The sequence below is a fragment of the Acinetobacter bereziniae genome, from assembly GCF_016576965.1.
Classification (GTDB): domain Bacteria; phylum Pseudomonadota; class Gammaproteobacteria; order Pseudomonadales; family Moraxellaceae; genus Acinetobacter; species Acinetobacter bereziniae.
Window position 1 is genome coordinate 549,218 of sequence record NZ_CP066119.1, and the last position, 14,505, is coordinate 563,722.

Consider the following 14,505-nt stretch of genomic DNA (forward strand, 5'->3'; position numbering starts at 1 on the left):
AAAACCAGGTTAATATGAAATGAAAAATAAGACGATCCAAGCGCAACAAATAAAAGCCCATCAAGAAAATTTCTCAACACTGCCACAGGCTTTGGTGATTTTATTGGCATGTGCTGCTGGGTTGAGTGTGGCAAATGTTTATTATGCCCAGCCTTTACTGGATTTGTTTGCTCAAGATTTTAAATTGTCTTATTCATGGGCAGGTCTCATTGTTTCATTGACTCAAATAGGCTCAATCATTGCGCTGATTTTTATTGTGCCTTTAGGTGATTTATTACAACCAAAGCGATTGATATTGTTGCAAATACTGAGCTTGTGTGTGTCACTGGTTTTATTGATTGTTTCAACGCATATTGTTGCTCTATTTGCAAGTATTTTGCTTGTGGGAATGCTGGGAACAGCAATGACTCAAGGGCTAATTGTATACGCATCAGTATTAGCACCTGCTGAAGCACGTGGAAAAGTAGTGGGTACGGTTCAAGCTGGCGTGTTGTTGGGCATACTGTTATCCAGAGTTGTGGCTGGAACTTTAGCCGACTGGTTCGGGTGGCAAGGAACTTATGTATTTTCACTCATCTGTATGAGCATGACCTGTATGCTGTTATGGAAATTTCTACCGATGACTTTTCAAGGTATTGCATTATCTAAAAAGCCCAGTTACTTACAGATTATATTTTCAGTATTTGAACAACTATATCGTCATCGTGTTTTACAAATTCGTGGTCTATTGGCTTTGATTATTTTTATCAATTTAAATCTTTTTTGGAATGCTTTGGTTTTTCCTTTATCTATCCCGCCGTTTGAATATTCACATCGTTTAATCGGCTGGTTGGGTGCGATTGGTGCGATCGGAGCAGTAATGGCGATTCGTGTAGGGGGATTGGCAGACCGCGGTTATGCACAACAGGTCACCCAATTTGCATTTTTACTCATGATCATTTCGTGGTGGGTGTTGAGCAGTTTGTATTTTTCAATTTGGATATTTATTTTGGGTATTGTCTTGTTGGATGTTGCCATTCAAGCCGTACATGTGATTAACCAAAGTTTAATCTTTCAAGCAGACATTCAGTTACATGGGCGTTTGGTGGGGGCGTATATGTTGTTTTATGCATTGGGTAGTTCTATCGGTTCAATCTTAGCAACAACTTTATATAGTTCTTGGGGGTGGTCAGCCGTGTGTTTGGCTGGCGGAATATTGAGTTTAGTCGGGTATTTATTTTGGTATTTGACTCGGAGGATCGTTGCTGAATGGCAAAAAAGTATGCTTCGGTCGATTGCTAAAGCTTAAAGCGACTGCTTTTTAGCTACTTAGAAAGGAATAGCCCAAATACTAGACACTTAGATCATAACGGGATAAATAGCACTTAACAAAAAACTGAAAAGGCGTATAATGCGTCTCATCAAGACGTCGCGCTCATAGCTCAGCTGGATAGAGCACTTGGCTACGAACTAAGGGGTCGGGAGTTCGAATCTCTCTGAGCGCACCAACTTGATAAAATATTGAAAAAACCGCTTCTTTGCGGTTTTTTTGTGCCTAAAAAATGTCACAATGACAAGGATAACAAAAAATAAGGTCAGTGTTTTGATGTATGAAAAATCTTTATTTTTGCTGATGGTTGTTGTTACGCTGTTGAGTGGATGTACAGCAATTTTATGGAATAATAGTGATTCTGGAACGCTAGCCACAGGTAAAGTAGTTTCTAGTCATGCAGATAGAGTCACTGTAGATCAGGATCAAATTGTTGGCTTTGCCTACTTAAAAGAAAGTTCCTCTTCAACAAACAATGTTGATATAAAAAAACTGGACACATCTTTAATTGTGATTGGGCAAAAATATGCTTATATGATTGATATTGGTAATCAGGAAATTTTAGAGACCATTCAATCTGATTTAGACCCAAAATATTGGCGAATTAGACCTGTTCGTTCAAATGAAGAATATTTTGGATTATCTTTACTCCCTAAAATCGATGACGATAAGCATTTACAACAGGTTAAATTCAGTGCTGATATTGAACTGTATTATGCTAAAAACAATTTAACCCAAAATGAGCAGCAGCAATTATCTCGGTTGGATTTGAGTCAATATGAATATGGTCAAGAAAACACTGAGTTCTATCGTAGAAAAATTGGATTGGTAGGGCATATTGTGGGTCTAAATGCTGAAATGAACAAAATGAAATTTCAGGACTTTAGCCATAATTATCCGATTGATATCTATACAAGTGGTAAAACACATTATTCTCTACATGGGAAAAACCTTTTACAGAAGATTGCACTCACTCCTGTGACCTTAGTCGGGGATATTGTGGCAATCCCGCTTTATTTGCTTTTCAATATCGGATCGACCATTAAAAATATTGCCCATTGATGGGGGATAGCAAGCAACACCGATTATTTCACTTTCTGAGCAAAAATAGCATTTGCCCCTAATGCAGGTAACATTTCATGATAGGGTAAGCTACGTGCTGCTTTGAGTAAAAATGGTGCTTTTTCATCGATTTTGATGGTTGTGGTCATCTTTAATAAAGTGTCATTGCCTTGAGGTAAGAACTGAATTTGACCTTTGAGATAGCGCAAATCTCCTCCATTGGCGTAGAAGTTATTTTCAGTTGCTTTGGGGTAGCTAAAATGCATCTTAAAATCAAAAGGAATACTGATCACACCTAAACCTACACTGACTTTAAATTCCGCATCTTGACCTTGTTGAGTACTAGGTGTTGTTTTTATGTTTTTGATTTGTCTTGGAAAAATTTCTTTATAAGACATCGGTTGAGTCCAACGCTGTAACTGTTGTGGTGTTGCATTGATATATTGGTAAGTGGTGGTAAAGCGTAGAACTTCACGACCATGCGTATAAGGAACTGTGACAGGATTTAATATCAGGCTCACAGGTTGTTGAGCATTGGCACTCACTTGAACAATTTTATTGATTTGAGCTGTGCTCAATTGAGGACTAGGCAGTTGACCTGCGTTTAATGCGGTTATCTTTTTCGTTGAAAACTTATTTTTTAATGCTTCCAATACAAATGCACTTGAACCATTCGGAATGGCAAGTTTGACTTCAGGAAATGCATTTAAAATCTTCTTAAATAAAAATCCTTGCGGCTGATTTAAATCTCCCCACTGCGTTAGGGTAATTAAGGTTTTATTCTCACCTAAACTAAACCATTCAAATTTTCCTGCTGCATAAGGAATAGGACCATCAATCACCAGTGTTGAAACACTGTTTGTTCCGAGTTGATGTTGTAAGATAACATCTTCGTTAAAATTTAAAACAGGGATCGGTGTAGGGATTGAAATACGATATTTCAGTTGACTGACTTGACCTACGGTTTCCATGACTTTTGCTGATTTTAAAGTGGGAAATAATCCGACATATTGGCTGTAATTGCTTAACGTTTTTGCAACGTCTTGACTGCTTACAGGGACAACGATTGCCGCTGTAGAAAAATGAGCAATCGGTTGTGGATTTTTGGTCAAGGTTGGTAACGCCGTTTTAATGGCAGGATGCGGATAAATTAAAATATTATCTTGTGCAATTGCAGCAATTTGTTGTGCATTTTGGTCAAAAGGTTTTAATGCACTTGGAATGTTTTCTGTCCATGCTACTAATTTTGCAACACTATTTTGGTTTATTCCAAGCAAAATAATCAAACTGATATTCACATAAACGTGTTTCATTGCGGTTCCTTTGCAAACTTTATTTTTGGTGATCTTCATTCAATTTAGACGATCTTTGTCTTATGGTTATTAAAAAGGGTTTGGCTGAAAAAAGTAGAACTGTTGTGTAAAACGTGACGAAAATCGGTCTATCAGGCTCTAATCTGGTGTAATATCTTGGCATCCTAAAATATTTATATTGAAGCAACTATGTCAGACACTCAGCCTGCATTATCTGCACGTTATTATCTTAATCTAGAAGAATCTCAAGATGGTTTTAAACTGGCGACATTTGGAAAAAAACAAATCAGCCAATTGCTTACCCCTTTGGTCAGTATTGGGATCATTGTATGGGGTATTTATCTTGGTTTGGATGGTGTGGGTAAGTATTACGTTTGCTTGGGTGCTTTTTTCTTAATTTTACAGATGTTGATGCGCTATTGGTTTTTACCGATGATGTTTAAACGCCAGTTTGTAAAGTACCAATTTGGTAAGAGTGAGCAAGGCATTGAACTGTTCCAAGATTATATGGAATTATTCAGTAGTGGGCGACCGAAACAAGTGCATCATTATTCAGATGTACAGAAATTTGCAGAAGGCAAACTCACTTATATGATTGAATTAAAAAATCGTACTGTGGTGATTGTACCAAAACGTGCTTTTGCAACACCCACAGATCAAAGCATTTTTATTAATACATTCAAGAAGTAATTAGACTGAACAGTTTTTAACGGTGATCAATAAGAAGGGAATAATATGAGTACACGTCCATCTAAAATTGTGTGTGTAGGTCGTAGTTATGCAGCACATGCAGCAGAATTAGGAAATGCAATTCCAGACCGTCCAGTCTTATTTATCAAACCACCTAGTAGTCTGATTTCATTACAAGAGGGTATTTCTTGGAATGAAGCATGGGGAAATTGCCACCATGAGTGTGAACTGGCTTTACGTATAGATCAACCCCTCAAAGCTGAGACCAATCTAGACAAAGTTTTAGATGCAATTGGTGCTGTGACTTTAGGTTTGGATCTGACGTTGCGTGATTTACAGGATGATTTAAAGAAAAAAGGTCAACCGTGGGAGCGCGCTAAAGCATTTGATGGTTCATGTGTGTTGGCGGATTGGGTTAGTGTAGATGAAGTCAAAGACTGGTCGGCAGTAAAGTTTGAATTTGCTGTAAATGATCAAGTTCGACAAAAAGGGGATACCTCACTGTTGATTTTTGATATTGCTTATTTACTTGCAGATATTAATCAAGTGTTCTGTTTAGAACCGGGTGATGTCATCATGACAGGAACGCCAGCAGGGGTCGCTGCCTTGGCTTCAGGGGATCAACTTTCGATGACATTACATGGTCAAAGTCAAGATTTTGTTTGGAAAACCTTTGTAAAATAAAAAAGCAATCACCAACATTAAACCCATTGTTTATACCTGACTAAACAATGGGTTTTTTGTTGAATGTGATTCTTATTTGTCTCTTTTAAATACTTGAATTTTTAAGATAAATTTCTTGTTTTGGTTTGTTGAAAATTACAAAAGCCCTATTTTTTTGATTCAATATTCAGTATATTGACTACTATTGTTTATATTTAAATATAAATCATTTTAATAAAATTAAATTATAAGAGCAGAATTATGAATAAGCCGATTATTGTCCAAGGCTGTAAAACTGATCATGGTGGCGTTGTTTTGCATGGTCATCCAACAATATCAATAAATGGTATAGGGATGGCAGGCAAAGGTTATATGGTCGCTTGTCCTAAGTGTAAAGGCATTTTTCCAATAACCGAAGGTGCACCTAATTTTATTCTTCCTGATGATACTCAAGTTGCTTTAGTTGGAATGAAAACTGCCTGTGGCGCAAAATTACTGCCAAGCTCATTTCAGGTGGTTGTTGAGCCCAGTTCACCCTTTGGTTCTCAGTTAATAGGCAATCCAAATGATGAGGGTGAGGAAACAGTCCCACCACCACAAGACCATCAAGGGCGTTTTCAATTGGTTGATCAAAACACTGGTGAACCTATAGCGAATCGTCGAGTTCGTGTGACGATGGGAGATGGTACAACGACGATTTATGCAAGTGATGACCAAGGTTTTACCGATTGGATCTATACGCCATCCGAAGAGGAAATTCATCTTAATTTAGTGGATGAATTAGACAATGGCTGATCAAGGAAAACCGCAAGGGATTTTAACGACAGGACCCTCTCAAAATCCGACCATTAAAGTCGTTGCTATTATTAGCGATGCCTTAGATCTTCAAGATAAAAAAGTGATTTGTAAGGCGATTTGTTATTGTGAAGTCAATCCCAACAAAGGAAAAAAGAAAGAAACCAATCAATACCAAGCTTGCGTATCAGAACGTTTAGGAGAGCTGGATAAATTTTTAAATTATCAAAGCCCTTACAAAGCAGAAGTGAATTATGATATGCATCGGAATCCGCCCGCACCAATTATGGAAAAAGGAATAATCACCAAAGTACACCCTTATCTTCCAGGTTGGATTAAAAAGTATTGGGAAGTTGAAAAAGGTTATTCTTTTGAAAAGGGGCAGGGTATGGTGCGTCGTCCTGATGTGGTGATTGTGAAAGATCCTAATCTTCCCCCAACCCAAGACAATATCAAACATGTTATTGAAATAAAATTTAAAGACAGAATAAGTAAAGCGCAAAAGGATGATTATCCAATAATAGCAGGAGATCCAAACAAAGTTAAACAATTAGATCTCAATGAATGTGATTGTGGAAATGATGATGAGAATGGTAAAACCTCAACGGTTGTCGAGTTTATAACTTGGGCTGCTGGACTGATTGCTGCTGCAATTCAATTAAGAAAAGGCAAACTTCCAAAACTTCCTCGATTTCCATCACCTAAACCTTCACCTCAGCCTGCGTGGTAAACGGAGAATACAATGTATTTAAAAACTGAAGAAGAATATAAACTGTGGGCTGAGCAACAAGAGCAAGGTGCAATTGGTGGGGGGCTTTTTGCTAAAGGTGGTCCTGAAGATTATGTGGGTGCAATACCTGCAATTCGTGCAGTTTTATATTTTAAAGAGGGCTTTAGTGATGATATGCGAGAAGCGATTGCCCAATGCTTTGATGATTATCAAGCTTATGCCAAAGACCATTTAACATGGTTATGGCAGGATGAACCGCCAAAAGGGGAAAGGGATAATATTGCTTATAGTGATGCCAAGCCTATTCGGGAGAGCTTAAAAAACTATAGTCCAATGAAAGCTTTTTACTTTATATATATTAGCGGTAAAGAAAAATTTGCAACTGGAGCTTGGGAATTTACCGTTGCAGGAAAAAGTAAGTGGCAAGTTGAAATGGGAATTCATCAAAGTACCTTAACTTTTTCTATGCCCATTGAATGGGTAGAAAAAAATACGAAAATTTTTATTGAGTTATTTATTAAATTTGCAAATCGCCTAAAAGCCAAGCATGGTTATGCTGGCTATGCTTGTATTCTCTCTCAAATTCGAGATGAAAAAAATGAACCAACGGAAGCTTACTTATCTCGAAAATGGTGGGCAATGGATGTAGGTGACCCTATTTTAGGAGCAAAATATCTCATAAATGGTATGAAAACAGTGAGTTGGTTAACAGCAATTAATTATGAATGGTTTAATCCGATCAAGGAAGAACAAGCGCTCAATAGTGAATTGCCCATGAGTTGGTTTATTGGCTATGACTATGGCACAGGGATCGTCATTCAGGCAGGAAATTTAGCTCTAAATGGCTTTGTTGAAGAAGACCCATTACCTGCTCCCTATGTATTGTTAAATCGAGTTCTAAAACCGTTACGTGTTGAAAAGATTCGAGCAATACACTATGGGAATCATAATAATGAAGAAAATCCTTTGATTACTGGTTATCGCGCAGAAGCATGGATGAAACGCTTTGATATCGAAGAAGCAGAAAAGTTGGATTATTTTGGGAAATTGCAACAAGAAGCTAAATTGATTTCTAAATATGCCTTTTTAGATAGGCGAGTAGATTGGTAGGATAATCTGTTTATCATATGTATTTAAAAACTGAAGAAGAATATAAATTTTGGGCTGAGCAACAAGAACAAGGTGCGATTGGTGGAGGGCTTTTTGCCAAAGGTGGTCCTGAAGATTATGTGGGTGCAATACCTGCAATTCGTGCAGTTTTATATTTTAAAGAGGGCTTTAGTGATGACATGCGAGAAGCGATTGCCCAATGCTTTGATGATTATCAAACTTATGCCAAAGATCATTTAACATGGCTGTGGTTGGATGAACCACCCAAAGGAGCAGGTTCTGATAGCACAGAATTTAAAAATGTAAAACCCATACGTGAGATTTTTAAATTTTATAGTCCAATGAAATCACTGGGTTTTTTATATACCAGTGGTAAAGAAAAGTTTGCAACGGGAGCATGGGAATTTAATATTGGTGGTGCGAGTAAATGGCAAATCATAAATGGTACTTATCAAAGTACCTTAACTTTTTCTATGCCTATTGAATGGGTAGAAAAAAACACGAAAATTTTTATTGAGTTATTTATTAAATTTGCAAATCGCTTAAAAGCCAAGCATGGTTACGCATGTATCATTTCACGAATTCGAGATGATAAAAATGAACTAACGGAAGCCTACTTATCTCGAAAATGGTGGGCAATGGATGTGGGTAATCCTTATCTTGAGTCAGACAATCTACTGAATGGAATAAAAACCGTGAGTTGGTTAACAGCAATTAATTATGAATGGTTTAATCCGATCAAGGAAGAACAAGCGCTCAATAGTGAATTGCCCATGAGTTGGTTTATTGGTTATGACTATGGCACAGGGATCGTCATTCAGGCAGGAAATTTAGCTCTAAATGGCTTTGTTGAAGAAGACCCATTACCTGCTCCCTATGTATTGTTAAATCGAGTTCTAAAACCGTTACGTGTTGAAAAAATTGGAAGTTTACATCGGGGAAATCATAATAATGATGAAAATCCTTTGATTACTGGCTATCGCGCAGAAGCATGGATGAAACGCTTTGATATCGAAGAAGCAGAAAAGTTGGATTATTTTGGGAAATTGCAACAAGAAGCTAAATTGATTTCTAAATATGCCTTTTTAGATAGGCGAGTGGATTGGAGTTGATTTGTATGTGTCAAAATTTTTTAATTTATTAAAACGTTTTTATTTTCAATTAACTGATCATTATATTCAGTAGATTGACCATTTCAATTTATTGTTAAAACGGTCTAATGATCAAATAATTTTCTAAACTGATCTGGTGTGAGCATCATCCAACGTTTAAACATATTAATAAATGCAGAGGCATTGGCATAACCTAGATCTAAAGCAATACTTTCTACAGTTCGACCTTCATTCAGCAAAGACATGGCTTTCATGACTTTGAGGCGTTGTCGCCATTCATTCAAAGACATAGCAAGTTCCTTTTGACTGAGTCGCGCTAAAGTACGCTCAGTCATATTGATTCGTTTAGCCAAGCTTTCCAAGGTGCTTTGATCAGCGGGATGGGCATGTAAGAAATCTAAAATTTGCTTGAGCGCATGATGTTCTGTGTGAGGTAAATAGCTGCCAATGAGTTCTGCATGTTGAAGTTGATCCAATAAGACTTGTAATAATCTTAAATATTCAGGTTCTGTCTCTTGAAGTGAATGCTGTTTGAGATGCTGTAAAATGGCAGAAACAAGCGGAGAGGTTAAAAGAATCCCTGCTTGTTGCGGTAGGGCATGACAAAGTGACTCATGTATATATAAGGTGGCATGTGAAACAGGGGTCCGGTTTAATCCACTATGTTGGGTATTTGGAGGTAACCAAACCCCATAAGGTGGTGGAGTAATATAATTCATCTGATGAATATTCACTTCCATAACACCATTGAATGCATAAATAAATTCTCCCCAAGCATGCCCGTGTTGAGGATAAATAGATTGTGCAGGATCATGTCGAAAAATAAGCCAAAGCGGGGCAATAATCTCATCATTGGTCGTGAGTTGAGTAAAATGCATTGCATGGACTGTTTTTCTTATGACCACGATAAATTGCCTGAATTAGATGATGCTTTGTCTACTTTGAATTATATTCTATAAAACAGACAGGAATATAGTGTAACTATTCTCTTGAGTTCGAGTGCAATATCGTGGATACGCGTAAAATGCTGGATCGCAAAGCATCTGCTTTGATGGTTGGATTATGTATGATTTGGGGCTTACAACAAGTCGTACTTAAATTGGCAGCAGCAGATATTTCACCCATGATGCAAATTGCCATTCGCTCAGGACTTTCTGCAATTTTAGTCTATCCCTTAATACAGCGACAAAAAGGGACAACGCTATGGTCTAAACAATATTTATTTCCAGGCATGTGGGTTGCATTTTTATTTTCAGCGGAGTTTTTCCTCGTAGCAGAAGCACTTAGGTATACTTCTGCATCTCATACCGTAGTTTTACTCTATACCGCACCTATCTTTGTAGCACTGGGTTTACATTGGAAACTTCCTGCAGAGCGACTCTCCATGTTGCAATGGGTGGGAATTTTTATTGCATTTTTAGGTATCGTGGTGACCTTTTTAGGTCGGGAAGAAGTACACAGCACTGCTACACAAGCGATGATTTCTAATACTTTGTTTGGTGATTTTCTCGCTTTGCTTGCGGGCTTACTTTGGGCTCTGACCACGATTTCTTTGCGTTTAACTCAGTTATCGGATGCGCATCCGACACAAACTTTATTCTATCAATTGGTTGGTGGCTGTGTATTGCTATTGCCTTTGGCTTTTCTGATGGGGCAAGCTGAAATTCATTGGACAGGTTTAGCTATTGGGAGTCTGATTTTCCATACCATTGTGGTGTCGTTTATCAGTTTTATGCTGTGGTTTTGGCTACTTCGAAATTACTTGGCTAATCGCTTGGGGGTATTTTCTTTTCTTACTCCGATTTTTGGAATGTTATTTGGTGTACTTTTTCTGAATGAACAGATTGAATTAAATTTTCTTTTTGGTGCAGCAATGGTCATGTTGGGCGTAATTATTGTCAGCTTACATCATTGGATTGAAAAGAAATTCTATTCTCAAGTAAAGACCAATGAGTGGTCTGAATAACAGTATTTCAATCGCAAAAGGCTAAGCATTTTTTATTGCCACCGACTGATCAGTGGGATGGAAAATGCTTAGCGCCAGTGACTTATTTCAATTATTTATCATCTAAAATCGTTGAAAGTGGAATTGATAATTTGGCTGCCAAATATTCATCAGACTCAATCAGTGTTGGACCAATATGTTTCATCCACACATCATCATCATGAACATGTTCGACATCTTTACGACGTGGCAGTGTATAAGGCAGTGAAGTATAGAAAGACCAAAAATCGATTTCATCTAAATTTCTGACCAATACATACTCGTTGTTATCTGTGCGTTTAACCAAATTCTGCTTTTCTAAAAGCTGCACGTAAAGAGGCCAGCGTCCAATTTCACCACGACCTAAAATATCGAGAGCTTCAGTATCCGTGACCACTTGTCCTGTTTTTTGCTTTTTATAGAATAATTCCAAGATGTCCAACATCATCAGTACAGGGTGGCGCGTCTGAATCTTGCCTGTATGAAAAGCAGTTAAGGCATAACTAATTTCCACACCCAATAAGACGATATTCCAAGATAAAAATATCCATAACAGGAAAATTGGTACAGCAGCAAATGCCCCGTAGACTAAGGTATAGCTGGTGAAATTGGTCATCACAAAACCAAACAGATTTTTTAGTAATTCAAAAGCAACAGCGCCAAATACTCCAGCGATAGCAGCTGCCTTGATTGGAACGCTACGATTGGGAATCGTCCAATATAAAATAAAAAATCCTAAAGTGGTGAGTGCAAAAGAGATCACTGCAAATAAGGCTGTACCATCTACTTCATAGCCCGCAAAGTTATTACTGAGTACATTCATTGATGCCAATGTAGACGAAATCACAAAGGCACTGCCCAACAAAATTGGTCCTAAGGAAATAATCGTCCAATAGCGCATAAAGCCTATGATGCCATTACGTGTTTCTTTGACGCGCCAAATACGGTTGAACACACTTTCAATACTGGTCAGCATCAGCACGGTTGTGATGAATAAAAACAATACCCCGATCACGGTTAAATTGCTTGAATTCTCTGTAAACACATTAAAGGCTTTATCAAAAGCAATACTGGTTTTAGGTAGAAAATTACTGTAAATCATCTGCTGGAGTTGTTGTCTGGCAGGTTCTAGCGCCTTAATCGACGAAATGATGACCAAGAACACTGTCAACATGGGGACAACCGCAAATAAAGTGGTATAGGTCAGTGATCCTGCTTGATCACGACAACGATCTGCTTCAAAACGACGTATTACAAAAAGAATGAATTGAAACCAAGTTTTTTGATAGAAGGGTAATTTTTTAATTAATTCAAACATATATCTCTGATCTCAATTATTTTTCGGCATATCTTTCAGTTTCATTTATTAAGCTTACCCAAAAAAGCCGAAAAATACCGTATAGTTTTATTGTCTTAGCTATTATCAACCCATACTTATGCAAGCCTATGTTCTCGTACTTTACTATAGCAAATATGGATCTACCAAAGAAATGGCACACTTGATTGCCAATGGTATCGAAGCAACCGGAACGGCGGTAAAAATTCGCACAGTTCCTCATCTTTCAACGGTGGTTCAAGAAGCACAACCGAGTATTCCAGAAGAAGGCGATATTTATTGTAGTTTGGAAGATTTACAAAACTGTGCAGGTTTGGCGCTTGGCTCTCCAACACGCTTTGGAAATATGGCTTCTGAAATGAAATATTTTTGGGACCAAACCACCAGTCTCTGGTTAAACGGTGCTTTGCACAATAAACCTGCTTGTGTCTTTACCTCATCAGGTTCAATGCACGGTGGACAGGAAAGTACATTACTGACCATGTTACCGCCGTTATTTCATCACGGAATGATGATTATGGGATTGACCAATGCTCATCCCGCATTATCAAATACCAAATCTGGTGGTACACCTTATGGGGTGAGTCATGTCAGTGGACCACGTCATGACCAAAGTTTGAGTACAGATGAAAAATTATTATGTACTGAGCAGGGTAAGCGTTTAGGTGAAATCGTTCAAAAGTTAAATCGTTAAGCAGACACTGGCTTTAATACTGCTTTGATTCTTTTATAAAATAAAGCCATGCGTATTAAAGCCACAATTATAAAATAAAGTCACGATGCAAGATGATCTGGATTCACTTTGGGACCTTCGACATTTTGTAAGTTCGTGATGCTTTATGATAAAAGCATCATGTGACGAGTCCTGTGATTTTATTGTTTGATATTAAAGCGATATTTGCATTTTTGGCATTGATAATCAAAGAAAATATTTTGATCGACAATCACACCCGCTTTTTTACCAAAGCGATTTCCTAAAAAACCACCAGTGATACCTACACTGATTGCCCCCACAAATGTACCGACAGTGCCGCCAACAATCACACCCAAAGGTCCAGCGACCGTACCGATTGCAGCACCAATTGAAGCCCCTGATGCTGCACCGCCTACCGTGCCAGCTGCTGCACCTGCAGAGGTCAGCAAGACACTTCCTGCTTTGCCTAAAAGTTGTTCATGATCACGTCGTGTTAAGTCTGTCGAGCCACATTTTGGGCAAGTTACTGCTTGTTCATCAGTCATTGATTGTTTACTCACTCAACAAAGTCCATTTGTCTTCGCTAAGTTATAGTTAATATTTCACTCATTTTCACGACAGCTGTTTTACAATGCTGATCATGAGACTTGATTCGATTGTAACTGAATATAATGTAGATTCTTTATATTTTATGTGAAGACGTTGGGTAGAAAAGTTTAAATATAAATATAGGTTTAAGCGATTAAATCAAAAACTTACATGATACCATGTAATGTTTTATCGTGATTTAACACGCATTAAACTCTCTTGGGTGACGCTGCATACTAATTTTCCAGCTTGCCAGATTCGCCCAAAATTCAGCCCTCTAGATTGACTGGAAACAGTCGCATCCATGTCATACAACAACCATTCATCAACTCTAAATGCTGAATGAAAATAAATGCTGTGATCTAGACTTGCACTGCGAACTCCGCCATTTGCATAACTTACGCCATGCGGTCTGAGTGATGTGGTCAACAGATTATAGTCGGAATAATAAGCAACAATTGCTTGATGAATCATGGGAAGATCGAACTCTGCAGGGATTCTGTGAAAAGTTTGCATATATTCGGCATAGCGGGTTTCTGATTTGACGGGTTTAAATGGATTAAAGGGTTGTACTGGATGTACTTTAACGAAAAACTGACGCATAAACATATCCTGAGCAGCTTTAGGCACATCCTTATAGATCAACTGCTTATGCTGTTGTTCTGATAAAAGATGATCGGGTAGAGGATAATCTGGTGCTTCAATGTGATTATTTAAACCAGTTTCAATCAGTGCAAATGAAATCATCGCTGAAAATATAATATGACCAGCTTGCCATGCATTCACTTGTCGAGTGGTAAAGCTTTTGCCGTCTCGTAAATTTTCCACTTTAAATAAAATGGGTAAATCTGTACGACCACTACGAATAAAATATGCATATAAGGAGTGTGCAGGACGATCAGTGGTTTTTGATGCAGCAATCAAAGCCTGTGCAACCAATTGTCCTCCCATCAAGTGTGAACCAAAGAGTTGTGTATTTTGTCCTTGAAATAAGTAGCTATCCAGTTGTTTTACATTCAACAGATCAATGAATTCTTGGGTGAGTGATCTCATCTATAATTGCCTGAGTGCATCATTATTTAAAGAATATAGAATAAAAAAACAAGGAAAAGAATGGTT

15 protein-coding genes and 1 tRNA gene are annotated in these 14,505 nt (G+C 37.8%); 11 read left to right on the forward strand and 5 right to left on the reverse strand.

All coding sequences use genetic code 11. The features are described 5' to 3' along the window. The first annotated feature begins 19 nt into the window (after positions 1-19). From I9192_RS02580 to I9192_RS02590, 3 genes are all read left to right on the forward strand, one after another. Positions 20-1,288: an MFS transporter gene (locus I9192_RS02580; protein WP_005033980.1), complete on the forward strand. Its 1,269-nt coding sequence runs from the start codon at positions 20-22 to the stop codon at positions 1,286-1,288. A 122-nt stretch (positions 1,289-1,410) separates the two neighbouring features. Continuing rightward, positions 1,411-1,487: transfer RNA gene (locus I9192_RS02585), tRNA-Arg, on the forward strand. A gap of 98 nt (positions 1,488-1,585) precedes the next feature. Then, positions 1,586-2,371 carry a YidX family protein gene (locus tag I9192_RS02590; RefSeq protein WP_005033979.1) on the forward strand — a complete coding sequence of 262 codons (786 nt, stop codon included), beginning with the start codon at positions 1,586-1,588 and terminating at the stop codon, positions 2,369-2,371. A 23-nt stretch (positions 2,372-2,394) separates the two neighbouring features. Here I9192_RS02590 and I9192_RS02595 read toward each other — a convergent pair whose 3' ends face one another. Then, positions 2,395-3,684: a hypothetical protein gene (locus I9192_RS02595; RefSeq protein ID WP_005033978.1), complete on the reverse strand. Its 1,290-nt coding sequence runs from the start codon at positions 3,682-3,684 to the stop codon at positions 2,395-2,397. A 189-nt stretch (positions 3,685-3,873) separates the two neighbouring features. On the opposite strand from I9192_RS02595, the gene I9192_RS02600 reads away from it, so the two are divergent. From I9192_RS02600 to I9192_RS02625, 6 genes are all read left to right on the forward strand, one after another. Beyond that, a complete protein-coding gene (locus tag I9192_RS02600; protein WP_004825133.1) occupies positions 3,874-4,374 on the forward strand; it encodes a YcxB family protein in 501 nt (166 codons plus the stop codon). A gap of 45 nt (positions 4,375-4,419) precedes the next feature. Then, positions 4,420-5,058, forward strand: coding sequence for a fumarylacetoacetate hydrolase family protein (locus tag I9192_RS02605; RefSeq protein ID WP_005033976.1), 639 nt, complete (start codon positions 4,420-4,422; stop codon positions 5,056-5,058). Between the two features lie 240 nt (positions 5,059-5,298). Beyond that, positions 5,299-5,832: a PAAR domain-containing protein gene (locus I9192_RS02610; RefSeq protein ID WP_005033974.1), complete on the forward strand. Its 534-nt coding sequence runs from the start codon at positions 5,299-5,301 to the stop codon at positions 5,830-5,832. Then, positions 5,825-6,562, forward strand: coding sequence for a VRR-NUC domain-containing protein (locus I9192_RS02615; protein WP_005033973.1), 738 nt, complete (start codon positions 5,825-5,827; stop codon positions 6,560-6,562). The genes I9192_RS02610 and I9192_RS02615 overlap by 8 nt, the downstream gene beginning before the upstream one ends. A gap of 12 nt (positions 6,563-6,574) precedes the next feature. Next, entirely contained in the window at positions 6,575-7,672 is a 1,098-nt protein-coding gene (locus I9192_RS02620) for a type VI immunity family protein (RefSeq protein ID WP_042066331.1), read from the forward strand. A gap of 17 nt (positions 7,673-7,689) precedes the next feature. Next, positions 7,690-8,784 carry a type VI immunity family protein gene (locus I9192_RS02625; protein ID WP_042066329.1) on the forward strand — a complete coding sequence of 365 codons (1,095 nt, stop codon included), beginning with the start codon at positions 7,690-7,692 and terminating at the stop codon, positions 8,782-8,784. Positions 8,785-8,888: 104 nt separating this feature from the next. Here I9192_RS02625 and I9192_RS02630 read toward each other — a convergent pair whose 3' ends face one another. Next, on the reverse strand, positions 8,889-9,662 hold the full coding sequence (locus I9192_RS02630; RefSeq protein WP_010591291.1) for an AraC family transcriptional regulator: 774 nt from the start codon (positions 9,660-9,662) through the stop codon (positions 8,889-8,891). A 146-nt stretch (positions 9,663-9,808) separates the two neighbouring features. Here I9192_RS02630 and I9192_RS02635 point away from each other — a divergent pair, with 146 nt between their 5' ends. Then, positions 9,809-10,750 (forward strand): DMT family transporter, encoded by a 942-nt coding sequence (locus I9192_RS02635; RefSeq protein WP_005033967.1) that lies wholly within the window; start codon positions 9,809-9,811, stop codon positions 10,748-10,750. 91 nt (positions 10,751-10,841) lie between these two features. Here I9192_RS02635 and I9192_RS02640 read toward each other — a convergent pair whose 3' ends face one another. Further along, positions 10,842-12,086 carry a YihY family inner membrane protein gene (locus tag I9192_RS02640; RefSeq protein ID WP_004825126.1) on the reverse strand — a complete coding sequence of 415 codons (1,245 nt, stop codon included), beginning with the start codon at positions 12,084-12,086 and terminating at the stop codon, positions 10,842-10,844. A 118-nt stretch (positions 12,087-12,204) separates the two neighbouring features. On the opposite strand from I9192_RS02640, the gene wrbA reads away from it, so the two are divergent. After that, complete coding sequence (wrbA, locus tag I9192_RS02645) at positions 12,205-12,798, forward strand: NAD(P)H:quinone oxidoreductase (protein WP_004825125.1); 594 nt, start codon at positions 12,205-12,207, stop codon at positions 12,796-12,798. Between the two features lie 179 nt (positions 12,799-12,977). Here the strand turns inward: wrbA and I9192_RS02650 are convergent, their stop codons facing one another. Beyond that, positions 12,978-13,343: a hypothetical protein gene (locus I9192_RS02650; protein ID WP_005033964.1), complete on the reverse strand. Its 366-nt coding sequence runs from the start codon at positions 13,341-13,343 to the stop codon at positions 12,978-12,980. Positions 13,344-13,575: 232 nt separating this feature from the next. After that, entirely contained in the window at positions 13,576-14,439 is an 864-nt protein-coding gene (locus I9192_RS02655) for an acyl-CoA thioesterase (protein WP_200150090.1), read from the reverse strand. Positions 14,440-14,505 lie beyond the last annotated feature (66 nt).

Coding starts and splice junctions, on each gene's coding strand:
- I9192_RS02580 (WP_005033980.1), top strand. CDS start 20: ATGAAAAATAAGACGATCCAAGCGCAACAAATAAAAGCCCATCAAGAA.
- I9192_RS02590 (WP_005033979.1), top strand. CDS start 1,586: ATGTATGAAAAATCTTTATTTTTGCTGATGGTTGTTGTTACGCTGTTG.
- I9192_RS02595 (WP_005033978.1), bottom strand. CDS start 3,684: ATGAAACACGTTTATGTGAATATCAGTTTGATTATTTTGCTTGGAATA.
- I9192_RS02600 (WP_004825133.1), top strand. CDS start 3,874: ATGTCAGACACTCAGCCTGCATTATCTGCACGTTATTATCTTAATCTA.
- I9192_RS02605 (WP_005033976.1), top strand. CDS start 4,420: ATGAGTACACGTCCATCTAAAATTGTGTGTGTAGGTCGTAGTTATGCA.
- I9192_RS02610 (WP_005033974.1), top strand. CDS start 5,299: ATGAATAAGCCGATTATTGTCCAAGGCTGTAAAACTGATCATGGTGGC.
- I9192_RS02615 (WP_005033973.1), top strand. CDS start 5,825: ATGGCTGATCAAGGAAAACCGCAAGGGATTTTAACGACAGGACCCTCT.
- I9192_RS02620 (WP_042066331.1), top strand. CDS start 6,575: ATGTATTTAAAAACTGAAGAAGAATATAAACTGTGGGCTGAGCAACAA.
- I9192_RS02625 (WP_042066329.1), top strand. CDS start 7,690: ATGTATTTAAAAACTGAAGAAGAATATAAATTTTGGGCTGAGCAACAA.
- I9192_RS02630 (WP_010591291.1), bottom strand. CDS start 9,662: ATGCATTTTACTCAACTCACGACCAATGATGAGATTATTGCCCCGCTT.
- I9192_RS02635 (WP_005033967.1), top strand. CDS start 9,809: ATGCTGGATCGCAAAGCATCTGCTTTGATGGTTGGATTATGTATGATT.
- I9192_RS02640 (WP_004825126.1), bottom strand. CDS start 12,086: ATGTTTGAATTAATTAAAAAATTACCCTTCTATCAAAAAACTTGGTTT.
- wrbA (WP_004825125.1), top strand. CDS start 12,205: ATGCAAGCCTATGTTCTCGTACTTTACTATAGCAAATATGGATCTACC.
- I9192_RS02650 (WP_005033964.1), bottom strand. CDS start 13,343: ATGACTGATGAACAAGCAGTAACTTGCCCAAAATGTGGCTCGACAGAC.
- I9192_RS02655 (WP_200150090.1), bottom strand. CDS start 14,439: ATGAGATCACTCACCCAAGAATTCATTGATCTGTTGAATGTAAAACAA.